Source organism: Amycolatopsis alba DSM 44262 (assembly GCF_000384215.1).
Lineage (GTDB): Bacteria > Actinomycetota > Actinomycetes > Mycobacteriales > Pseudonocardiaceae > Amycolatopsis > Amycolatopsis alba.
In genome coordinates this window covers 475,775-498,568 of the sequence record NZ_KB913032.1, presented here as the reverse complement: position 1 = coordinate 498,568, position 22,794 = coordinate 475,775, and the positions used below count along the sequence as shown (strand labels likewise).

Below are 22,794 nucleotides of genomic sequence, written 5' to 3'. Positions count from 1 at the left end.
GATTCTTCCTCTGCGGCGGTGGAGGACGGATCAGAAATGCGTGCGGACGAAATCGAGCACGGTCTCGCCGTCGGGGCCGACGACCGGGATGAGGGGCCACTTGTCGAAGACGGTGCAGGGATGGGACAGACCGAGGGCGATCCAGTCGCCGACCTCGACCGGGGACGACGCGGGCAGGGTGAGGAAGGCGTGCTGGTCGTTCATCTTCTGGATGGAATGACCTTCGAGCGCGGACGCCTGTCCGTCGCCTTTGCGGATCAGGCGCGGTTCGGGCATGCCTTCGTCGAAGGAGGCGTCCCGTTTGCCGATGGTGAGCAGGGCGAGTTCGTCCGTCGGCTTCGACGTGACCTGCGCCCAGGCGCGCAGCGCGGGACGGAACGAGGCGACGCCGCCGATGCGCGGATGCTCGCCCAGCGGGGAGATCACACGGTAGAAGCCGTCGTCGTGGGTCACGTACGCGCCGCTGCGCAGGATCGGCAGGACGTCCAGGCCGCCCCAGTCCTTGGTGAGTTCGTCGGCGACGCGGTCGAAGTACGCGCTGCCGCCGCCGGTGACGATGATCTGACCGGCGTCGTCGAGCAGGCCCTTGTCGTGGAAGGCGAAGACGAGTTCGCGCAGACCGTCCACATAGGAACTGATCAGCTGCAGCGACTTCTCGTCGGTATGGTGGGAGAGCGCGCCCTCGTAGCCGCCGGATCCGCGTAGCCGCAGGGCCGGGCTCGCGTGGGCGGCTTCGGCCACGGCGAGCGCGGTTCCGGTGTCGCGGACACCGGTGCGGCCACCCTCGGCACCCAGTTCGACGAGGACGTCCACCTTGCGGCGGGCCCCGCGCAGGGCTTCGGTCATCAGCTCGACACCGCGGACCGAGTCGACCCAGCAGACGAACTCGAAGTCGTCGTCGGCGTCGAGTTCCGCGGCGAGCCACTTCAGCCCGGACGGGTCGAGCAGCTGGTTCGCCAGCAGGATCCGGGAGACCCCGAACGCCCGGTAGATGCGCAGGTGCCCGGCGTTCGCGCAGGTGATGCCCCAGGAACCGTGCTGGAGCTGCCGCTCGAACAGCTGCGGCGCCATCGTCGTCTTGCCGTGCGGCGCCAGCGCGACACCACGCGTGGCGCACCAGTCGGCCATCGTGCGCAGGTTGTGCTCGACGGCCTCTTCGTCGAGGACCACGAACGGGCCGAGGAAGCCGTCGTCGAACAGCTTCGCGCCGCGAGAGGCGGCTTCGCCGATCGTGAGACCGGACAGCGAAGGCGCGACCGAGCGGAAGCGCCAGTCGACGCGTTCCTCCCGGACGGCCGCGACCGCGGCGGAATCGATGGTGCCGGCTTCGAACATGGGGTTCACCTCGGTTGCGTATGTTGCAACGGACGTTGCGCATATTGCGTGGGATAGGTGTAGCATCCGGTCCGCTAGAGGTCAACGGCGTGACGACTAGGAGACGCGAAGGTGACAAGCGCGCCCCACGTTTTGTGCATCGGGGAGTCGATGGCCTTGTTCGTACCGGCCGAATCCGGGCCGCCCGACGAGGTACGGAAGTGGGTACGGACCATCGGCGGGGCCGAGTCGAACGTCGCCTGCCATCTCCCGGCGCTGGGTTTCGCCAGTGCCTGGGTGAGTGCCGTCGGGGACGATCCGTTCGGCCGCGCGCTGGTGCGCGAGATCGCGGCGGCGGGGGTGGACGTCAGCGCGGTCATGGTCGATCCGACGCGCCCGACCGGGCTCTACATCAAGGAAAGCGGCGCTCAGGGCAGTCCCGTGCGCTACTACCGCAAGGGTTCGGCGGCGTCCGGAATGGACGCCGGGCTGCTGGGGAAACTCGATCTCGACGGGGTGCGCGTCATCCATCTGTCCGGGATCACACCCGCGCTCTCGGACGGCTGCCTCGACCTGGTGCGCGCCCTGATGGAACGCCCGCGCGGCGACACGCTGGTGTCGTTCGACGTGAACTTCCGGCCCGCGCTGTGGACCGGACGAGATCCTTCGATTCTGGCCGAACTGGCGGCGCGGGCCGACATCGTGCTCGCCGGAGAAGACGAGGCCGAACGGGTGTGGGGGACCGGCGACCCGGAACGGCTGCGCGCCGCGCTGCCCGGTCCGAAGACGCTGGTCGTCAAGCACGGCGAACGCGGGGTGACCCTGATCGACGGCGACGCGGCGCCCCTGTTCTCGCCCGCGCTCCAGGTCGACGTCGTCGAGCCGGTCGGCGCCGGTGACGCTTTCGCGGCCGGCTTCCTCGCCGCCACCCTGCGCGGCGACGCCCCCGCGACCCGGCTGCGGCGCGGGCACCTGCAGGCCGCCGCCACCCTGCTGACCCACGACGACGTGGGGACGCCGCTGCCCGAATCCGTCGTCGAAACGCTCCTCGGGGCGGATGAGGCAGCATGGGCGGCGGCGAAGCTGACGGACAAGGGATTGGTGGGCGGATGAGTCAGAGCCTGGACAGGGCGCTCACGCTGCTGAGCGGGCTCGCCCGCGAGCCGAAGACCCTCGACCAGCTCGCCGAGGAGATCGGCGTGCACAAGTCGACCGTGCTGCGGTTGCTGCGCACCCTGGAGACGCACCATTTCGTGCGCCGGGAAGGGCAGCGGTACTACCGGCTGGGCAGCGCGCTGTTCGACCTCGCGCAGCAGGCGCTGGAGGACCGCGACGTCCGCCGCACCGCGCAATCGGCGCTCGCCGGGCTCAACTCGCGCACCGGGCACACCATCCACCTCGCGTCCTACGAGGACGGAGAGGTCGTCTACATCGACAAGTTCGAGGGCAGGCATTCGGTGCGGATGTACTCCCGCATCGGGAAACGCGCGCCGCTGCACTGCACCGCGGTCGGCAAGGTGCTCGTCGCGGCGATGACGCCGGAGAAGCAGGCGGACGTGGTGTCGAGGATCGACTTCTTCGTCCGCACCCCGAACACGATCACCACGCCCGAGGCCTACGGGCAGGAACTCGCGCTCGTCGCCGACCGCGGCTACGCGGTGGACAACGCCGAGCACGAGGACTTCATCCACTGCATCGCCGCGCCGGTCCGCGGCCCTGGCGGCGTCGTGCTCGCGGCCGCGTCGATATCGGTGCCGAAGGTCCTGCTGGACTACGACGGCCTGATGGGGCTCGTGCCCGAGCTCCTCGCCGCCACCGAAGAAGCTTCCGTCCACAGTGGATGGACGGGGAACCGAAAGGGGAAGTTGGAATGAGCAAGACCGCGATCAGCACGGAGAACGCGCCGAAGCCGGTGGCCGCGTTCTCGCAGGCGGTCCGCAAGGGCAACATCCTGCAGGTGGCCGGCCAGGTCGCCTTCGACCCGGCCACCGGCGCCATCGTCGGCGAGACCGTCGGCGAGCAGACCGAGCAGACCTTCAAGAACATCGAAGCGGTGCTCGAGGCCGCCGGGTCGAGCCTGGCGGACGCGGTGATGGTGCGCGTGTACCTGACCGACGTCGACCACTTCGGCGTGTTCAACGAGGTCTACAACAAGCTGATCGGCGAGGCCCCGCACCCGGCCCGCACCACCGTGTACGTCGGCCTGCCCGCCGGACTGCTGGTGGAGATCGACGTCCTGGCCGTGGTGGACTGATCCCGCGTGCCATGAACGGTCCGTTCCTTGCAAATTTCGCAAGGAACGGACCGTTCATAGCGTTCGGCTGGGTGGCCGCCGAGTGCGCCCTCCGCCCGTCGGAGAGATGTCGCGAAAGCCACTTTCGGGACATCAGACGTCGCGAAAGTGGCTTTCGCGACACCTCCGTCGCCGACTTCCGGCAGCAGGGCCAGGGCGGCAGCCCCCGCTAGAGCACGCTCGTGTACCCGTTCAGCGCGGGCTGCCCGCCCAGGTGCGCGAAGAGCACGTTCGAGTCCCGCGAGATTTCACCGCGCGCGATCAGGTCGATCAGCCCCGCCATCGACTTGCCCTCGTACACCGGATCGGTGAGGACACCCTCCAGTCGCGCCAGCGTCCGGATCGCGTCCAAAGTGGACTCGTCCGGGATGCCGTAGATCCCGGCGTGGTAGCGCTCGTCCAGTTCGACTTCCTTGATCTCGCCCGCGCCGATCAGCTCCGCGGTCGCCCGCGCGATACGGGTGATCTGGTCACGGGTCTCGGCCGGTTTCGCCGACCCGTCGATGCCGAGGATCCGCCGCGGCTTGCCCGACAGCGCGGCCCCGGCGACCATCCCGGCCTGCGTGCTGCCGGTGACCGAGCAGACGACCACCGTGTCGAAGAAGACGCCGAGCTCGGCCTCCTGCGCTTCGAGTTCGACGATCCAGTTCGCGAAACCGAGCCCGCCGAGGCGGTGATCCGACCCGCCCGCCGGGATCGCGTACGGCTTCCCGCCGCCGTCTTCGATCTCCTTGACCGCGTTCTCCCAGCTTTCCTTGAAGCCGACACCGAATCCGGCCTCGACCATCCGGATGTCCGCGCCGAGGATGCGCGAAAGCTGGATGTTGCCCACCTTGTCGTACAGCGGGTCGTTCCAGTCGACCCAGCTCTCCTGCACCAGCACGGCCTTGAGCCCGGCGCGCGCGGCCGCCGCGGCGACCTGGCGGGTGTGGTTCGACTGCACGCCGCCGATCGAGATCAGCGTGTCCGCGCCCGAGGCGAGCGCGTCGGCGACCAGGTATTCGAGCTTCCGGGTCTTGTTGCCGCCGAACGCGATCCCGGAGTTGACGTCCTCGCGTTTCGCCCAGACCTGCGCGCCGCCGAGATGGGCTGTGAGCCGTTCGAGCGGGTGGACGGGGGAGGGGCCGAGCAGCAGCGGGTAGCGCGGGAAGCCGGCGAGGGTCATGGCGTCTCCAGGAGGGTTTCGAGTTCGGTCCAGATCGTGGCGGTGATCGCGCAGGCCGCGTCGACGTCGCCCGCTTCGATGGCGTCGGCCAGTTCCGTGTGACGCTGGACCGACCGGTGCGCGGGCAGGGAGCCGAAGCGGGCGTATTCGAGACGTCGGAGCAGCGGGGTGTAGCGGGCCAGCGTCGCGGCGATGGCCCGGTTGCGCGCGGCGGCCACCGGGACGTCGTGGAGCTCGTCGTCGGCGGCGATCGCGGCCGCGATGTCCCCGGCGGCGATCGCGTCGGCGAACCGGGTGTTGGCCGCGCGCATCGCCGCGACCTCGGCGGGCCCCATCCGCGGCGCGCCCGCGCGGACGGCGAACTCGTGCAGCGCGCGCACGAGCTGGAGCGCGTCGCGGACATCGTCGGGAACGAAGCCGGCCACGCGCGTGTAGCTCTGCGGCTTCGACTCGACGAGACCGTCCTCAACGAGACGGAGCAACGCTTGGCGCACCGGCGCACGGGAGAGACCCAGCTGGTCGGCGAGGTCGCCGTCGCGCAGGTTCGTCCCCGGCGGCAGTGTCCCGTCGATGATCGCCCGGCGGATGTTCTCGTAGGCCTCGTCCCTGAGGAGAGACCTCGGCACCTTCGCCAACCCACTCACATCTGAAATGTTAGCTGCTGGTGCGCCGGAAAGGAACAGGGGCCGGGCACTTCACCCGAAGTACCCGGCCCGTCCGGTCAGCTCTCGTGGAGGGTGGTGAGGACGAGTTCCGCGAGCTGGTCGATCGTCCGTCGCTGCAGGAAGACGGCGACCGGCAGCGCGGCTCCCAGATCTTCGGTGATCCGGTTGCGCAACTGGACAGCCATCAGCGAGTCGATGCCGAGCCGGTTCAGGCGCTGGGCACCCTGGACCTTGTCCGGCCGCGCCTTGACCACGGTCGCGACCTGACCGCACAGATAAGCGGAGACGGCGGCCTGCGCGGAGCCGTCGTCCTCCAAGGCCACGAGGTCGATCCCGGAGGCGGGCCGCTCCGGCGCCGTGTCGAAGTCGCGCAGCAGAGAGCCGGTGCGCAGCGCGGGGAAGTCCTTGGCCCACACCGCCGGGTCGAACGACATGACCGCCGTCTGTGCCTGGGAACCGCCCAGCAACCTTCCGAGTAGTGCCAGCCCGTCAGCTGGGGCGAACCCCTTGAAACCGCGATCGTCGAGCCGGAGGTCGTGATCGGCCTTGGCGACCCGGCCGGTGGCGGTCCACTGACCCCAGTTCACGCCGAGTGCGGGCAACCCTTCGGCGTGGCGATGGTGGGCGAGACCGTCCACGAAGGCGTTGGCCACGGCGTAGTTCGACTGACCGGGCGAGCCGATCAGCGAAGCCGCCGACGAGTACAGGACGAAGAAGTCCAGCTCCCGCTCACGGGTGAGCAGGTGCAGGTTCCAGGCCCCGGTGACCTTCGGCGGCATCACGGAGAGAAAGCGCTCGGGAGTGAGCTGGGTGAGGATGCCGTCGTCGAGCACCACCGCCGAGTGCACCACACCTCGCAGCGGAGGCATGGTTCCGTCGATCTCGGCGAACACCTCGGCCATCCGGTCGTGGTCGGCCACGTCGGCACGGACGGTCCTGACCACGGCCCCACCCGCGGTCAGGGTGTCCAGTTGTTCCTTGACCGCCTCGTCGGGAGCGTTCCGCCCGGTCAGCACGAGATGCCGGGCGCCCTGGGCGACCAGCCAGCGCGCGGTGAGCAGACCGACGCCACCGAGCCCGCCGGTGATCAGGTAGGTCGCGTCGGCCCGCACCGGGGTCCGGCTCTGCTCGGGCAGGTGCCCACGGGTCAACCGGGCGGCGTGGCGGACGCCGTCGCGCAGGGCGATCTCGTCCTCCGCGCCGTTCGCGGAGATCTCGGCGCACAGCGCGGTCAGGTCGGACGGCGACGACTCCTTCGGCAAGTCGATCAGGGAACACCGCAGATCCGGGATCTCGTAGCGCACGACGCGCCCCAGCCCCCACAACGCGGTGTGCGCCGGATCGACGGAAGCCCCGTCGGTCACGGCCTGCGCGCTCCGGGTGACGAACCACAGCCTGGGCGGCGAGGGCAGCGCCGAGAGCGACTGGACGAGTTCCAGCGCGACGACGGCCTCGTCGACACTGTCGCCGGAGTGCGCGTAGAGCACGGTCCCGAAATCACCGGTCTCCAGCACCTCCTTCCACCCCGAGGTCGCCGAGACCGCCTCGACGCCTTGGCTGGCGAATTCGGCGCGAACGGCGTCCTCGTCGCCGAGGACGAGTACACGTCCGTCGAGAGCGCGGCGAGCACACGGTTCGAGCGGCACCCAGCTCAGGTCGTAGCGGAGTTCGCGGGCCCGTTGCTCGAACAGTTCGGGCAGATCACCGCCGAGCCGCTTCAGCCGGAAGTCCTCGATGGTGAGCAGATGCCGTCCGGTGCTGTCGCCGATCACGTAGTCGCCGCGGACGAGGTCGGTCTCGCCCTCGGGCGAGGTCCGGGTGACCGCGCACCACAGCGACGCGCCAGGAGTGGGGACGCCCCGGCCGTGGAACCGTGCCGTGCCGACGGGAAGGTAGGTGTCGTGGGCGACGTCCTCGCCGAGGAGCAGGGACATCAGCGGCTGCAACGCGCAGTCCAGCAACGCCGGGTGCAGAACGTGCTTCCCGAGGTCACCGGCGATCGACGGATCCACCGAGAACTCGGCCAGGATCCGGTTCTCCGAACGGCGCAGCGAGGTGAGTGTCCGGAAAGGACCTGTCTGCACGATCCCGCGGGCGGCGGACGCCGCGTAGTGCCGCGCGATGTCCACGGTGCCGGGGAAAAGCGCCGGATCCGGGCGGTTCACCGCGGCCGGCGCGGCCCGCTCGGGCTCGGCGTAGAGGACGGCGGTCGCCAGCAGCAGCCATTCGCCGTCGTAGGTGTAGCACTTCCAGCCGTACACGCCCTGGGTTTCCCGCGTGCAGCGGATCTGCAGGCGCGCCGGGGTTTCGGCGGAAAGGAACAACGCGCGCTCCAGGCGCAGGTCGCGCACGGCGAACGGGGTGGCGCCGTGGAGCTGCGTCCCGGTCGCGAGGGCGAGTTCGTGGTACGCGGCGCCGGGCAGGACGGGGATGTCGTGCACGCGGTGCTCGGCCAGGTACCGCAACCGGTTCAGGTCCAGCTCGACGTCCCACACGTAGGCGTCGCCGGGGGCCAGCCGGAGATAGGTGCCGATCATCGGATGCGCCGGGACCGCGGTGGTCGTGGCGAGCGCGCTCGCCGCCTCCGCGTCGGGCAGGCTCAGCTCGTCCCGCCAGTACCGTTCGCGTTGCCACGGATAGCGGGGAAGCGGTACGTACCGGCCGGTTCCGCTGAGGCGCTCGAACGGGATGGCCCTCCCGGCGACGTACAGCTCCGCGATCGCCTGGAGCAGCGTGGTCTCCCCGCCACAGTCCCGTGCCATGGTGCCCACGACGACGCCGGGCCTGCCGACGTGGTCCAGGTTCTGCCGTACGGACGAACCCAGCAGCGGATGCGGGCTGAACTCCACGAAGGTGTCGACGCCCTCTTTCGCGAGGCCCTGGACGACGTCGCCGAACCGGACCGGTTCCCGCAGGTTGTCCATCCAGTACGCGGGGCCCATCGTGGTGCCGTCGATGATCTTCCCGTTCACCGTCGAACGCAGCGGAGTATGTCCCGCCCTGGGCTTCAGCGGGGCCAGCAGTTCGAGCAGCTCGGCGCGCAGCGGATCCATCTGAGGGCTGTGCGAGGCGACGTCGACCTTGACCCGGCGCCAGGACACGTCCCGCGCTTCGAGGTCCGCGAGGATCTCCGCGATCGCGGATTCACCGCCTGCCAGGACACTCGACGCGGGGCCGTTCGCCACCGCGAGTGACACGCCGGTCCTTCCGGCCACCAGCTTCTCCGCCTCGGCGGGGGAAAGGTCGACGGCGATCATCACGCCCTGACCGCTGACGATGCGCAACAGGCGGCTCCGACGGCAGATCAGCATCGCGGCGTCGCCGAGATCGAGGATCCCCGCGACATGGGCGGCCGCGACCTCGCCCATCGAGTGCCCGATCACCACGTCCGGGGCCATTCCCCGGTCTCGCCACATCGCGGCCAGCGCGACCTGGACCGCGAAGATCACCGGCTGGGCGACGTCGATCCGGGCCAGCAGGGATTCCTCCGGCGACGCGCCGAGCTGTTCGGTCAGCGACCAGTCGACGTACGGCGCCATCGCGACCTCGCAGGCGGAGATCTTCCCGGCGAAGACCGGATCGCTCGCCACGAGGTCGCTGCCCATGCCCAGCCACTGGCCACCCTGGCCGGGGAAGACCCACGCGGACGGGTGGGCGGCGTCCAGATCGTCTTCGGCGTCACCTGTGACGACGCCTTCGGTGTAGGCGCCGCGGGCGTAGGCGTCGAGCCGTTCCGCCGCTTCCTCGGCCGAGGAAGCGACGATCGCGAGCCGCTGGGCGTGATGAGTCCGGCGGACGGCGGCGGAGTACGCCACGTCCGCGAGCGGGAAGTCCTTGTGGGACATCAGGTCGCGATACGCGCCGGCGAGGTGGGGCAGCGCCGCTTCCGCCCGCGCGGACAGAGTAAGGAGGGCCGGGCGGTCAGCGGGCCCGGCGGGGGAGGTCTCCGTGGCCGGTGGTTCCTCCAGCACGACGTGGACGTTCGTGCCGGTGATGCCGAAGCTGCTCACCCCCGCGCGCCGGGGCCCGTTCTCCTCGAACCAGTGCACCGGCTTTGCGGCGACCTCGACGTTGATGTCGGACCAGGGGATGGCCGGGCTCGGCGTCTCGAAGTTGAGACTGCCAGGGATGAAGCCGTTCCGGACGCACAACGCGGCCTTGATGAGCCCGACGGCCCCGGCGGCGCCTTCGGTGTGCCCGATGTTCGTCTTGACCGAACCGACCAGCAGCGGGCTGCCGGGCGGCCGGGCCTGCCCCAGAACCGCTTGTAGCGCCCCGATTTCCACCGGGTCGCCGACGCTCGTACCGGTGCCGTGCGCTTCCACGTAGCCGACGCTGCCCGGATCGAGGGCGGCATCGGCGTACGCCGCGCGCAGCCCCGCGCTCTGACCGTCGACCTGCGGCGCCATGAACGTCTCGCCGTGCCCGTCGTTGCTCGCCGCGCTGCCCCTGATCACCGCGTGGACGCGATCGCCGTCTTCGAGGGCGCGCGAAAGCAGCTTGAGCGCGACCACCGCGGCGCCTTCACTGCGGACGTAGCCGTCGGCCCGCGCGTCGAAGGCCTTGCACTGGCCGTCCGGCGCCATCATCCGGCCCTGGGAGAAGCCGATCGCGTGATCCGGGTTGAGGATCATGTTGACCCCGCCCGCGAAGGCGACATCGCAGTCGCCCGCGCGCAGCGACCGCACTGCCAGGTGAACGCCGACCAGCGAGGACGAGCACGCCGCGTCGACGGCCACGCTCAGCCCGCGCAGGTTCAGCGCGTAGGAGATCCGGCCGGCGTTGCCGCCTCGCGTGCTCCCGCCGACGGTGTGCACGTCAAGGTCTTCCAGCCGGTGCGCCTGCCGGTCCCAGTAGTCGCTCGTGATCACGCCCATCAGCACGGAGGCGTTGAGCGCGGAGACGCCGTCCAGTGTCAGGCCGGCGTCCTCGAACGCCTCCCAGGCGACCTCCATCAGCAACCGCTGTTGCGGGTCCATGCATTCGGCCTCGCGCGGCGAGATCCCGAAGAACTCCGCGTCGAACTCCTCGATGCCTTCGAGGAAGCCGCCGTAGCGGCTCATCATCCGGCCCGGCGTCGCGGGCTCGGCGGCGTAGAAGTCGTCGACCGCGAATCGCTCCGGGGGCACTTCGCTGATCGCGTTCCCGCCGCGGCACAGCAATTCCCAAAGGCCTTCGACGCTCGAAGCTCCAGGGACCCGCGCCGCCATTCCGACAATGGCGATCGGCTCCGTCATGTAATTCCCCTACCTAAAGTAGTCAATAGTCACTCTCGGTGAAAATCGAGGGGAGTGTACGGGCGTGACGCTCCGAGTTCGGTTGGACACGCAGGATGAGCGGCGGTGAAATCGGGCTGGCAACCGTTTACTTGATCAGTAATCGTTTACTTCTCGTGTTCGACGGATCCCGTGGTCAAGACTGGTGAAATATCTCGAAAGCGCACAGAATGCCAGAGCTGAGTACCGAATACGTGGCGGCGAGACAAGAGTGGCGGTTCGGGATGGAACCCGAACCGCCACGCGAGCCTCGAACTCTGAACAGGCCTAGTAGACCGGGCCCGTGTACTTTTCGCCCGGTCCTTGTCCGGGGGCGTCCGGCACGGCCGAAGCCTCACGGAACGCCTTCTGCAGCGACTGCAGGCCGTCACGCAACGGGCCCGCGTGCAGGCCGAGGTACTCTGCCGAAGCGGTCACCAGCCCGGCGAGGGCGGTGATCAGGCGACGAGCCTCGTCGAGGTCGCGGTGCGGTGAGGTGGCCGGATCCTCGTCCGCGAGGCCGAGGCGTTCGGCGCCGGCGGACAGCAGCATGACGGCCGCCCTGCTGATCACCTCGACGCTCGGGATGTCCTCCAGGTCGCGGACGTCCGGGGAATACGGGGGTTGCTGAACGGGTTCATCTGACACGTCTGGTACCCTTCCACGAGCGACCAGCCCCCGAGTGATCGGGGGCGGCAAGTGGAGCCCCGCTCCCACCCGCGTCACTGCCGCAACATCAGGTGTCCGGGTCCGGTCTCGCCAAGGACGATTTCGGGCGTCCGAGGCGGTGTGTTCGGTTCTGGAGACTGAACGCGATCGGAATGAGTGGGCCTCGCGTACCTCATGGGTACCGGGGCCTTCGGCATGTGGGCACCAGGTCGAAACGGTAGAAGAATTTACCTCGAACCAGGGAGGCCCCATCAGCTCCGAGACACGCATCAACGACCGAATCCGGGTGCCGGAAGTCCGACTCGTCGGGCCCGCCGGTGAACAGGTCGGCATCGTCCGGATCGAAGATGCGCTGCGGCTGGCACAGGAGAACGATCTCGACCTCGTCGAGGTTGCTCCGCAGGCACGCCCGCCCGTATGCAAGCTCATGGACTTCGGCAAGTTCAAGTACGAGAGCGCGCAGAAGGCCCGCGAGTCCCGCCGCAACCAGCAGCTCACCGTCATCAAAGAGCAGAAGCTGCGGCCGAAGATCGACCAGCACGACTACGAGACCAAAAAGGGTCACGTGTCGCGGTTCCTCGCCGCCGGCAACAAGGTCAAGGTCACGATCATGTTCCGTGGTCGCGAGCAGTCCCGGCCGGAACTCGGTTTCCGTCTGCTGCAGAAGCTCGCCGACGAGGTGACGGAACTCGGTTTCGTCGAGTCGTCGCCGAAGCAGGACGGCCGCAACATGATCATGGTGTTGGCCCCGCACAAGAACGTGAAGCCGCAGAAGGCCGCGAAGGCAGCCAAGGACGATTCGTCCGAGCCGCCCGCCGACGCGTAGCGCCGACCAGCACATGTCAGCGGCACACCGGAGCACCCCGGTGTGCCGCCGCACGAAAGAGGACAACGTAATGCCGAAGATGAAGACGCACAGCGGGACGTCCAAGCGTGTCCGCGTCACGGGTTCGGGCAAGCTGCGCCGCCAGAAGGCCGGCCGCCGCCACCTGATGGAGAAGAAGTCCAACAGGCTCACCCGTCGCCTCGAAGGCACGACCGAGATCGCCAAGAACGACGTCGGCCGCGTCAAGCGCCTTCTCGGCCGCTGACACCCCCGCACTTGTAAACCACGGGCGCGCTCGCCGCGCCCCCAGATCGACAGGATGGACCAGTGGCACGCGTCAAGAGGGCTGTCAACGCCCAGAAGAAGCGTCGCGCGACTCTCGAGCTCGCCAGCGGCTACCGCGGCCAGCGCTCGAGGCTGTACCGCAAGGCGAAGGAGCAGACGCTTCACTCGCTGAACTACGCCTACCGGGACCGCCGTGCCCGCAAGGGTGACTTCCGCCAGCTGTGGATCACCCGCATCAACGCGGCCGCCCGCGCCAACGGCGTGACCTACAACCGGTTCATCCAGGGCCTCAAGGCCGCGGGTGTCGAGGTCGACCGCAAGATCCTCGCGGACCTCGCCGTCAACGACGCCGCCGCGTTCACCGCGCTGGCCGAGCTGGCCAAGGCGAACGTGAACACCGAAGAGAAGAAGTCGGCCTGACCGGCGACAGCGCTCTTCCGCAACCCGAGGCGGCTCCGTTCACCGAACGGACGCCTCGGGTTGTTGCTGCGCGCAAGCTCACCCGCCGGGCCGAGCGGGAGAAGACCGGCCGGTTCCTCGCCGAGGGCGCGAACGCCGTCGAGGCCGCCCTCGAAGACGGCGGCAAGGTGTACGAGCTGTTCGTGACCGAGCGCGCCGCCGCGCAGCACGGGCGGCTGCTCGTCGCCGCGCGCGACGCGGGCGTGCCGGTCTCGCCGATCACCGACCGCGCCGCCGACGGACTGTCCGAGACCGTGACACCGCAAGGCATCGTCGCGGTCTGCGCGCACGTCGACCGTCCACAGGAGACTGTCCTCAAGCCGGGCGCCAAGCTCGTCGTCGTCCTCGTCGACGTCGCGGACCCCGGAAACGCGGGCACCGTGATCCGGGTCGCGGACGCCGCCGGCGCCGACGCGGTCGTCCTCGCGGGAGACAGCGTCGACCCGCACAACGGCAAATGCGTCCGCGCCGCCGCCGGTAGCCTGTTCCACCCCGCCATCACCCGGATCCGGGACGTCGACGCGGCCTTGAAGGCCTGCTCCGCCGCCGGGCTCCGCACTTTCGGCGCGCACGGCTACGCCGACACCGAACTCGATCAAGTGACGTTCGACGAGCCCACCGCCTGGGTGTTCGGCAACGAGGCGCACGGATTGCGCCACGACGTCCTGGAGTCGGTCGATCTCGCGGTCAAGATCCCGATGTACGGCCGGGCGGAGAGCCTGAACCTCGCGACGGCCGCCGCGATCTGCGTGTACACCAACGCGATGGCGTCGCGCGCGGCTCGCTAGGCTGCCGCTTCACCATTTCCGTTGATTCACTGGGGGAATCATGGGGCGTATCGCCCGTTCCTTTGCCTTGTTCGGTGCTTCTTGGCGAGTTCTGCGGTCCCGTAAGGAACTCGCGGTCTTCCCGGTGCTCGCCGCCGTCGCAGGCCTGCTGGTCGCGGCCGTGTTCCTCGGGTCGGGTTACTGGATCTCCCACACCGAGATCGCCGACCATTCCCGGCTGACGCCCGGTTCGTACGTGATGATCGGCCTGTTCTACCTCGCGGCCGCGTTCGTCACGGTGTTCTTCAACGCCGCGCTCATCTCGCAGGCCGACGTCGCGCTGCGCGGTGACGACCCCCGCGTGGCCGCCGGGCTGGCCGAGGCCGGACGCCGCTGGCTGCCCCTGCTGGGCTGGTCGGTGGTGACGGCGACGGTCACCTTGATCCTCCGGGAGATCGAGCAGCGGTTCGGGTTCATCGGCCTCCTCGTCGGCAGGCTGGCCGGGGCCGCCTGGAACCTGATCACGTACCTGGTCCTGCCGGTCATGATGATCGAGGACGCGGGCGTCCGGCACGGGGCCAAGCGCTCGGCGGAGCTGCTCAAGCGGACCTGGGGCGAGCAGGCGGCCGGGCGGCTCGGCATCGGGCTGGTCGGTGTCCTGCTGTCGCTGGCCGGGTTCGCCGTCTTCCTGGGCGCCGGTTTCCTGCTCGGTGGCACCATCACGATCTTCGTCGCCCTCGGGATTTCACTCGTGTGGGCGTTCTTGGTCTCCATCCTCTGCACGACGTTGTCGGGGATCTACCAGACCGCCTTGTACCGCTACGCCGCAGACGGCGTCGTTCCCGACGAGTTCGGCAAGGTGGACTTCGAGGGCGCCTTCGCCGGGCGCTGAGCCGGAATCCGATGGCTTCGTCGCCCGCGGCCACGTAGAGTCGCGGGCACGACGCCGTTCGCACCACGACGCCAAGGGAGTTCTCATGGAACGCACTGTTCGTTCCAGCACCTTGTTTACGGCGTAGAGCGCGTTTTTCGCACTCCTGACCGACGGTGTGCCCAGCCCGAGGGTGATCGGTGGGCGCCGTTCGCTGTCCCATAGAATTCAGAAGCTGCTAAACCCATGCGTGCGCTCGCGTGCACCGGACCAGTCCCAGCGGACGCCGAGGAGTTATGTCCGAAGCCAACGACAAGCAGGACCCCCAGGCGGGAGCCCTCGCGCCGGAAACGTTGACGGCCGCCGTCAAGCAGGCCGAGACGGATTTCGCGGCCGCGGCGGATCTCGACGCGCTGGCCGCGGTCAAACCCGCCCACCTCGGGGACCAGTCTCCGCTGCTCCTCGCCCGCCGCGAGATCGGCGCGCTGCCGAAGCAGGAGAAGGCCGAGGCAGGCAAGAGGGTCAACGAAGCACGTCAAGGCATCCAAGCCGCCTTCGACGACCGTCGTGCCGTGCTCCAGGTCGAACGTGACGAAAGGGTGCTCCGCGAGGAGACCGTCGACGTCACGCTCCCCTGGGACCGGGTGCCCCGCGGCGCCCGGCACCCCATCGCGACCCTGTCGGAGCGGATCGCCGACGCGTTCGTCGCGATGGGCTACGAGGTCGCCGACGGGCCGGAGCTCGAGGCCGAGTGGTTCAACTTCGACGCCCTGAACTTCGGCAAGGACCACCCCGCGCGCCAGCTGCAGGACACGTTCTACCTCGGTGAGGAGGACTCCGGCCTGGTGCTGCGGACGCACACTTCGCCGGTGCAGGCCCGCACGCTGCTGCACCGCGACCTGCCCGTGTACATCGTGTGCCCTGGCCGCACCTACCGGACCGACGAGCTCGACTCCACGCACACCCCGGTGTTCTCGCAGGTCGAAGGGCTCGCGGTGGACAAGGGCCTGACGATGGCGCATCTCAAGGGCACCCTCGACGCTTTCGCCCGCGCGATGTTCGGCGAAAGCTCGAAGACCCGCTTGCGCCCGCACTTCTTCCCGTTCACCGAGCCGTCGGCCGAGGTCGACGTCTGGTTCGAGCAGAAGAAGGGCGGACCGGGCTGGGTCGAATGGGGTGGCTGCGGCATGGTCAACCCCAACGTCCTGCGTGCCTGCGGTGTCGATCCCGAGACTTACTCGGGCTTCGCCTTCGGCATGGGTATCGAGCGCACCCTGCAGTTCCGCAACGGAATCCCGGACATGCGCGACATGGTGGAGGGCGACATCAGGTTCACCCTGCCCTTCGGAACGGAGGCCTGAGTGAAGGTCCCAGCCAGCTGGCTGACCGAACACCTCGACGTCGACGAGGAGGTCACGGCCCAGGATCTGGCCGATGCCTTCGTGCGCATCGGCATCGAGGTCGACGACGTCCGGAAGCTCGAACCGGTCACGGGCCCGCTCGTGGTCGGCAGGGTCGCCGAGATCGAGGAGCTCACCGAGTTCAAGAAGCCGGTCCGCTTCTGCCGTGTCGACGTCGGCGAGTCTGAAGACGCCGAAGCCGACAAGCCGGACGAGAACCTCGACGACGACGAGGACGACGACGAAGGCCCGTTCGAAGACGACGGCCCCGCGGGCATCAGGACCCGCGGGATCATCTGCGGTGCCACGAACTTCGCCGAGGGCGACCTGGTCGTCGTCGCGCTGCCCGGCACGGTGCTGCCCGGCGGTTTCGAGATCGGTTCGCGCAAGACCTACGGCCGGCTCAGCGACGGCATGATCTGCTCCGCGCGCGAACTCGGCATCGGGGACGACCACTCCGGCATCCTGGTGCTGCCGCCGAGCACCGCCAGCCCCGGTGAGGACGCGAACAAGCTGCTCGAGCTCGACGACACCGTCCTCGAGGTGACACCGACCCCGGACCGCGGGTACACCCTGTCGGTCTGCGGCCTGGCCCGCGAGCTGTCCAACGCGCTCGACGTCCCGTTCGGCGACCCGGCGTCCATCGAGGTCCCCGAGGCCGAGAGCGACGCCTGGCCGGTGCGCCTCGAAGACACCGAGGGCTGCAAGCGGTTCGTCCTGCGCCGGGTGAAGAACCTCGACGCGACGGCGCCGACGCCGTGGTGGATGCGCCGTCGCCTGATGCTGGCGGGGATCCGGTCGATCTCGCTCGCGGTCGACGTGACCAACTACGTCATGCTCGAGCTCGGACATCCGCTGCACGCGTTCGCGACCGGTTCGGTCAAGGGCGATCTGGTGGTGCGCAAGGCGAAGCCGGGCGAGAAACTGACCACTTTGGACGATGTCGAGCGCACGCTCGACACCGACGACGTGATCATCGCCGACGACAGCGGGGTCATCTCGCTGGCGGGCACGATGGGTGGCGCGTCGACCGAGATCACGCCGGAGAGCACCGACGTGCTGCTCGAAGCGGCGCACTGGGATCCGTCGTCGATCAGCCGGACGGCCCGCCGTCACAAGCTGTTCTCCGAGGCGGCCAAGCGGTTCGAGCGCTACACCGACCCGCAGCTGTGCGCGGCGGCCGTCGAGCTCGCCGCCCGTCTGCTGCGTCAGTACGGCGAAGGCTCGATCCTGCCCGGCCGCACCGACGAGGGCGGCGTCGGGCCGAACCAGCCGGTCACCATGCCGATCAGCCTCCCCGACCACGTGGCCGGGGTGCGCTACGAGCGCGGTGTCACGGTCAAACGGCTCTCGCAGATCGGCTGCAAGGTCAACGTGGGCACCTCCGAGGACGGCACCGCGCTGGTGACCGCGGTCCCGCCGAGCTGGCGCGGTGACCTGGTGCAGCCCGCGGACCTGGTCGAGGAGGTACTCCGGCTGGAGGGCTACGACAGCATCCCCTCGGTGCTGCCCGACGCCCCGGCAGGCCGTGGTCTCACCGACGAGCAGCGCCGCCGTCGTTCGGTCGCGCGTGCGCTGGCGGAGAACGGTTACGTCGAGGTACTGCCCTTCCCGTTCATCTCGGGCTCGGTCTGGGATGCGTTCGGGCTGCCCGAGGACGACGTCCGCCGCCGCACCGTCCGGGTCCGCAACCCGCTGGAAGCGGACAAGGACCGGATGGCGAGCACCTTGCTGCCGGGGCTGCTGGAGATCCTGCAGCGCAACATTTCCCGTGGCTTCAAGGATGTTTCGCTGTTCCACATCGGACAGGTCGTGCTGCCGGGGTCGAACCCGATCCCGATGCCTTCGCTCGGGGTGGACCGGCGCCCGACCGACGAGGAGCTCGCGGTCCTCGAAGCGGCCGTCCCGCCGCAGCCGCTGCACGTCGCCGTCGTGCTCGCGGGCCAGCGTGGCCGCGCGGGCTGGTGGGGCGAGGGCGAGCAGGCGAACTGGGCCGACGCGGTGCAGGCCGCACGGCTGGTGGCGCAGGCCGCCGGTGTCGAGCTGACCACGGCCGCGGCGGACCAGCCGCCGTGGCACCCCGGCCGCTGCGCGCAGCTGCGGGTGGGGCAGTGGCCCGTCGGTTACGCCGGCGAGCTGCACCCGAAGGTCGTCGAGGCGCTCGGGCTGCCGCCGCGCACCGTCGCGATGGAACTCGACCTGGACGCGATCCCGATCCCGGACAGCCGTCCGGCGCCGCGGATCTCGGCGTACCCGCCGGTGCTGCTCGACGTCGCCCTCGTCGCCGAGGACGGCGTGCCGTCGGCGGACTTGGCCGAGGCGCTGCGCGAAGGTGCGGGCGAGCTGCTCGAGGACATCACGCTGTTCGACTCCTACCAGGGTGAACAGCTGGGCGAGGGCAAGCGTTCGGTGGCGTACAAGCTGCGGTTCCGTGCCGCGGACCGCACGCTGACCGTCGACGAGGCCACCAAGGCTCGCGACGCCGCCGTCGCTCTCGCCGGTGAGCGCTTCGGCGCCAGCCTGCGAGCCTGACACCGATCAGCGCGTGAAGGCCCTCTTCCCTCGGCTGAGCTGAGGGAAGAGGGCCTTCACGCGCCGCGGGATGTGGCAAAGTGAGGCCTTGTGTCACGTCCAGATGGTCGGTCCAGCATCCAAGACATCACCCGTGCCCTGCTGAGCGACGGTTTCGTCGGCCGGGTCGGGGAACGTGAGGACTTCCGGGTCAATCTGGGGTTGCCGGGGAGCGATCGCCGCCGCCGGTACCTGTTCTCGGTGCATGGTCTGGCGGGGGTCGGCAAGTCCTTCCTTCTCGACCAGCTTCGCGGTATCGCCGAGGAGACCCGCGCCGCCGTCGGGTTCGCGGACGACCGGCAGCAGGACCTGCCCGCCACACTGGTCAAACTGGCGAAGGACCTCGCTCGCAGCGGGCACGAGATGCGCCGGTTCGAGAAGCGCTACGAGTTCTACCTCAAGGCGAGGGAACGTCTCCACAGCGATCCGCAGGCTCCGGCGGCCGGTCGCGCGCTCGTGACGAAGACCGTGGTCAAAGCCGGTCTCGGGATGGCGAAGACCCTTCCCGGCGGCAGCATCGCCGCCGACGCGATCGACGCGGACGCGACGGCGAAACAGCTGGAGCAGCTCCAGGTCTACCTCGCGGCGAAGTTCAAGCGGAAGGCCGACGTCCAGCTGCTCCTGGAACCGGCGGAGGAACTGACCAAACCGTTCGTCGAGGATCTCTGGCGCCTTCCGGAAACCCGGCAGATCGCGCTGTTCTTCGACACCTTCGAACGCACGTCCCCGGTACTGGAGACGTGGCTGCTCGACCTTCTCGGCGGGCTGTACGGCGACCTGCCGCAGAACCTGGTGCTCACCGTCGCGGGCCAGTTCCCGCTGGACGGCGCGAAGTGGAACCGGTACGCGCCGCTGACGCGCGAGATCGAACTCAGGCCGTTCACCGAGCCGGAAGCACGCCGTTTGCTCGCCGAACGCGGGATCACCCAGGAAGAGGTGATCGAGATCGTGCTGCGGCTGAGCGACGGCCTGCCCGTCCTGGTCGCCATGCTGGCCGAAGGGAATCCCACCGAAGCGGACGCCGTTCTCGATCCCAGCGACGACGCGGTCAAGCGGTTCCTGCACTGGGTTCCCGAAAAGGACAGGCAGAAGATCGCCGCCACGGCGTCGCTGCCCCGTGTCCTCGACGAGGATGTCATCGGCGTGCTGATCGGGAAGGAAACCGCAGGGGAGATCTTTCGCTGGTTGCGGGAGCTGCCGTTCGTCGGGCGCCGCGAGCTTCCGGTGCGGTACCACCCGGTGGTCCGCGGTCCGATGGTGCGGCTGGAGCGCGGCACTTCGCCCGCCGAGTTCGCCGAACGCCACCGCAGGCTCGGCGAGTACTACCAAGACCGGTGCGACGAACTCGGTCTCAGCCGTCATCGCGACGCCTGGAACGACGAACGCTGGCAGCGAAGGAAGCTCGAACAGGTCTACCACCGGCTGTGCGGAGACCCGGCCGACGCGCTGCCGGACGCGTTGCTCGGCGCCGCGGAGATGATCACCACCGGAACGGCTTCCGCTCGCGTCTGGGCGCGCATGATGGAGCAGGCCGGCGTCGACGCGGACGCGCCCGCGGTCCTGGACTGGGCGCGACGCCTGGCCGCCGCGGTCGGCGACGGGGACAGCCCGAGTGAGATCCAGGTGCTCGACCTGCTCTCCAGCGCGGGAGAACTTGACGCGGCCCGGCTTTCGACGGTGCTCCGGCGGCGCGCGTGGGCTCACGAGGGCCAGGATGACAACGAGGCGGCGAAACGGGACTACGACCGGGCTCTCGATCTGAACCCGGCGGACCCGTACGTCTGGAGCGACCGGGGCAATAGGTTCCTCGACGAAGGCGAGTGGGAACGGGCGCTGTCGGATCTGGACCGGGCGATCGAACTCGACCCCACCTACGCCTTCTCGTGGCGTGGGCGCGGTTCCGCCCGCGCCGAACTCGGCGACCTCGACGGTGCGATGGCCGACCTCGACGAGGCCATCCGTCTCCAGCCCGACCACAAATGGGCCTACCCCATCCGGAGCGAGGTGTACTTCAAACGCGGTGACATCCGGAAAGCGATCGACGAGATCGACATCGCGATCCGGCTCGACCCCGACTCCGCCTGGGCCGTCTATTACCGGGCGACGCTGCTCGCCGGGCAGGGAAAGAAGGACGAGGCGCTCGCCGGTCATCGCGCGGCCGTCGCGCTCAGCCCTCAGGACCTGTTCTACCTGAACGAACTCGCGTCGTTCCTCGAACGGAACGGAGACGAAGCCGCGTCGGCGGCCTACGACGCGATCGTGACGGCGGACCCCGGAAGCGCCAACGTCCACGCGATCCGGGCGGGGTTCCACCGGCGCGGCGAGCGGAACCGGCTCGCCATCGACGGTTTCACCACCGCGCTCCGGATGGACCCGGAGTACGAGTGGGCGTACTACATGCGTGGCCGGGCGTACGAAGACCTGGGTGATCTCCCGGCGGCGCTCGCCGACTTCGAACGCGCCATCGACCTGGCTCCCGACGACGCCGAGAATCACCTGCAGCGAGGAATGACGCTCCGCAGGCTGAAGCAGTACAGCGCGGCGCTGAGCTCGTTCAGCCGCGCGATCGAACTCGACCCCGGCAACGGGTGGGCACACACCTGGCGCGCGATGACCCACCAGCGGTCCGGTGATCATCCGGCGGCCCTCGCCGACATCGACGTCGCGGTGGCGGCGAATCCGGAGGCGGCCTTCTTCCACACCACCCGAGGCGACATCCTCACGGGCCTTGACCGGCACGAGGAGGCGCGGGCCGCTCTGGACGAGGGAGTCCGCCTCGGACAGGACGGCGGATACGCCTGTCATCGGCGTGCCGAGCATCGCCTTCTCTTCGGTGACCTCGAAGGTGCTCTGTCCGACGTGGACGACGCACTGGCCGCCGGTCATGACGAAAGCGGCCGAGCCCTGCGCGCGGAGATCCACCGCCGGGCGGGCGAGCACGGGGAAGCCTGCCGCGAGCTGCGTGAACTGGTCGCCTCGTTCCCGGAGGACATCGACTTTCGCGAAAAGCTCGGGGAGGCCTTGCTGTACGGGGGTGAGACCGGCGAAGCGATGGAAGTCCTGGGCCCGCTCGCGCCGGAGTCTTTATGGGCCCGCAACCTCCTGGCTTTGGCGTGGCTGAAGACCGGAAGGACAGAGGAAGCCCGCCGGGTGCTCACCGAAAGCCTCGAGGAAGCCGTCACCCGTGCCGCGGCAGGCTCCGCGGACTGGGACGACCAGGTCCAGCCGCTCTTCTACCTGCTCGCCCTCGGTCGCGACGCCGAAGCGAGGGACGATCTCACGGCAGTGCTCGAAAAAGGGCCGCCTCGGGAGGCTCGGTTGGACCTCATTCACGACCTGACGGAGACGCGCGACCTGCTGCCGGGGCTCGGTGAGGTGATCGACGAGTTCCTCGCGCTCGTCCCGAGGCCGGTGCTCAACCTCCCAGGTGCTTGAGCGCCTCCTTTCTGGACAGCGGGGACAGTGCCGGATGCGCCGTGACGAACGCGCGCACCCAGTCCGGCTCGGTCTTCGCGTACTCGCGCAGCGCCCAGCCGATCCCCTTGCGCAGGAAGAAGTCCTTGTCGTCGATGTTCGCCTCGACGGCACGGGTGAGCAGGTCGGTGTCGGTTCCGCCCTTCGCGCCGACCTGGCAGATGACCGACGTGCGGCGACGCCACCTGTCCTCGTCGTAGGCCCAGGTCAGCATCAGCGGGCCCACCGTCTCCGGCTCCGCCCGCAGAATCGGCCCGACCCGGCGGATGGCGACTTCGTCCACATAGTCCCACCACGCGCCCGTCACGATCATCTCCTCGTACAGGCCGAGCAGATCGCTGTCCTGCCAGCGGGTGTAGGCGCGGTGCCCGGAAAGGGCGATCGCCGCGTAGCGCTCTTCACGGAAGTCCGCCTCGCGCCACAAGGTGAGCACGGCGGTCGAAAAGCTCACTCGATCGGTTAGTGAATGCCCGGCGTAGACCTGTTTCAGCAAAGCGGACCGGGGCGGTGACGCCACACCGAGGAACGGCATGTCCGACTTCATGTACGCCCGCATCGACGGCGCCTTCGCCGGATCGGCCAGCGCGGCCAAACCGTTGCGAACCGCCGAAACCAGGCTTTTCACCTCGTCCACGTGTGCTCCTTTCCCCAGTGGGCGCCGCGAGCGTACGACAGGGGACCGACAAGACTGATATGCCCGGATCGAGGTCCGGATACCGACTAAAGAGGGATGGCGGTCAACGTGTCGGTCAGCGAGATTGAAGCCGGTTCTCGGTAGCT

General features: G+C 69.2%; 17 protein-coding genes. 11 read left to right on the top strand and 6 right to left on the bottom strand.

The window, feature by feature from the left end; all coding sequences use genetic code 11:
• Window positions 1-30 precede the first annotated feature (30 nt).
• Window positions 31-1,335, bottom strand: coding sequence for an amino acid deaminase (locus tag AMYAL_RS0102190; protein WP_020629658.1), 1,305 nt, complete (start codon window positions 1,333-1,335; stop codon window positions 31-33).
• A 150-nt stretch (window positions 1,336-1,485) separates the two neighbouring features.
• Here AMYAL_RS0102190 and AMYAL_RS0102185 point away from each other — a divergent pair, with 150 nt between their 5' ends.
• Genes AMYAL_RS0102185 through AMYAL_RS0102175 form a run of 3 tightly spaced genes read left to right on the top strand, consistent with a single transcriptional unit; the run spans window position 1,486 to window position 3,568 of the window.
• A complete protein-coding gene (locus AMYAL_RS0102185) occupies window positions 1,486-2,427 on the top strand; it encodes a sugar kinase (protein WP_020629657.1) in 942 nt (313 codons plus the stop codon).
• Window positions 2,424-3,188: an IclR family transcriptional regulator gene (locus tag AMYAL_RS0102180; protein WP_020629656.1), complete on the top strand. Its 765-nt coding sequence runs from the start codon at window positions 2,424-2,426 to the stop codon at window positions 3,186-3,188. The genes AMYAL_RS0102185 and AMYAL_RS0102180 overlap by 4 nt, the downstream gene beginning before the upstream one ends.
• Entirely contained in the window at window positions 3,185-3,568 is a 384-nt protein-coding gene (locus tag AMYAL_RS0102175; protein WP_020629655.1) for a RidA family protein, read from the top strand. Before AMYAL_RS0102180 ends, AMYAL_RS0102175 begins: the two co-directional genes overlap by 4 nt.
• Before the next feature lie 208 nt (window positions 3,569-3,776).
• Here AMYAL_RS0102175 and AMYAL_RS0102170 read toward each other — a convergent pair whose 3' ends face one another.
• The 4 genes from AMYAL_RS0102170 to AMYAL_RS0102155 form a co-directional block, all read right to left on the bottom strand.
• Window positions 3,777-4,772, bottom strand: a complete 996-nt coding sequence (locus AMYAL_RS0102170) for a 1-aminocyclopropane-1-carboxylate deaminase (protein WP_020629654.1) — start codon at window positions 4,770-4,772, stop codon at window positions 3,777-3,779.
• Window positions 4,769-5,407, bottom strand: coding sequence for a GntR family transcriptional regulator (locus AMYAL_RS0102165; RefSeq protein WP_020629653.1), 639 nt, complete (start codon window positions 5,405-5,407; stop codon window positions 4,769-4,771). Before AMYAL_RS0102165 ends, AMYAL_RS0102170 begins: the two co-directional genes overlap by 4 nt.
• An 86-nt stretch (window positions 5,408-5,493) precedes the next feature.
• Window positions 5,494-10,674: a type I polyketide synthase gene (locus tag AMYAL_RS0102160; RefSeq protein WP_020629652.1), complete on the bottom strand. Its 5,181-nt coding sequence runs from the start codon at window positions 10,672-10,674 to the stop codon at window positions 5,494-5,496.
• Between the two features lie 306 nt (window positions 10,675-10,980).
• The gene (locus AMYAL_RS0102155) at window positions 10,981-11,340 is read right to left on the bottom strand and encodes a DUF1844 domain-containing protein (RefSeq protein ID WP_020629651.1); all 360 of its coding nucleotides are present in this window, start codon (window positions 11,338-11,340) and stop codon (window positions 10,981-10,983) included.
• 271 nt (window positions 11,341-11,611) lie between these two features.
• On the opposite strand from AMYAL_RS0102155, the gene infC reads away from it, so the two are divergent.
• From infC to AMYAL_RS0102115, 8 genes are all read left to right on the top strand, one after another.
• Entirely contained in the window at window positions 11,612-12,187 is a 576-nt protein-coding gene (infC, locus tag AMYAL_RS0102150) for a translation initiation factor IF-3 (protein WP_051137636.1), read from the top strand.
• A 70-nt stretch (window positions 12,188-12,257) separates the two neighbouring features.
• The gene (gene rpmI, locus AMYAL_RS0102145; protein ID WP_007028043.1) at window positions 12,258-12,452 is read left to right on the top strand and encodes a 50S ribosomal protein L35; all 195 of its coding nucleotides are present in this window, start codon (window positions 12,258-12,260) and stop codon (window positions 12,450-12,452) included.
• 62 nt (window positions 12,453-12,514) lie between these two features.
• Window positions 12,515-12,892, top strand: a complete 378-nt coding sequence (gene rplT, locus AMYAL_RS0102140; protein ID WP_005163284.1) for a 50S ribosomal protein L20 — start codon at window positions 12,515-12,517, stop codon at window positions 12,890-12,892.
• Window positions 12,889-13,719, top strand: coding sequence for a TrmH family RNA methyltransferase (locus tag AMYAL_RS0102135; protein WP_084702302.1), 831 nt, complete (start codon window positions 12,889-12,891; stop codon window positions 13,717-13,719). The genes rplT and AMYAL_RS0102135 overlap by 4 nt, the downstream gene beginning before the upstream one ends.
• A gap of 40 nt (window positions 13,720-13,759) precedes the next feature.
• The gene (locus tag AMYAL_RS0102130) at window positions 13,760-14,590 is read left to right on the top strand and encodes a DUF6159 family protein (protein WP_026466664.1); all 831 of its coding nucleotides are present in this window, start codon (window positions 13,760-13,762) and stop codon (window positions 14,588-14,590) included.
• A gap of 275 nt (window positions 14,591-14,865) precedes the next feature.
• A complete protein-coding gene (gene pheS, locus AMYAL_RS0102125; protein WP_020629647.1) occupies window positions 14,866-15,930 on the top strand; it encodes a phenylalanine--tRNA ligase subunit alpha in 1,065 nt (354 codons plus the stop codon).
• Window positions 15,931-18,501, top strand: coding sequence for a phenylalanine--tRNA ligase subunit beta (gene pheT, locus AMYAL_RS0102120; RefSeq protein WP_020629646.1), 2,571 nt, complete (start codon window positions 15,931-15,933; stop codon window positions 18,499-18,501).
• A gap of 90 nt (window positions 18,502-18,591) precedes the next feature.
• Window positions 18,592-21,975, top strand: a complete 3,384-nt coding sequence (locus AMYAL_RS0102115; RefSeq protein ID WP_020629645.1) for a tetratricopeptide repeat protein — start codon at window positions 18,592-18,594, stop codon at window positions 21,973-21,975.
• On the opposite strand, the gene AMYAL_RS0102110 is transcribed toward AMYAL_RS0102115, so the two are convergent.
• Window positions 21,956-22,648 (bottom strand): DNA alkylation repair protein, encoded by a 693-nt coding sequence (locus tag AMYAL_RS0102110; protein WP_020629644.1) that lies wholly within the window; start codon window positions 22,646-22,648, stop codon window positions 21,956-21,958. The two genes, AMYAL_RS0102115 and AMYAL_RS0102110, sit on opposite strands and share 20 nt — an antisense overlap.
• Between the last annotated feature and the right edge of the window lie 146 nt (window positions 22,649-22,794).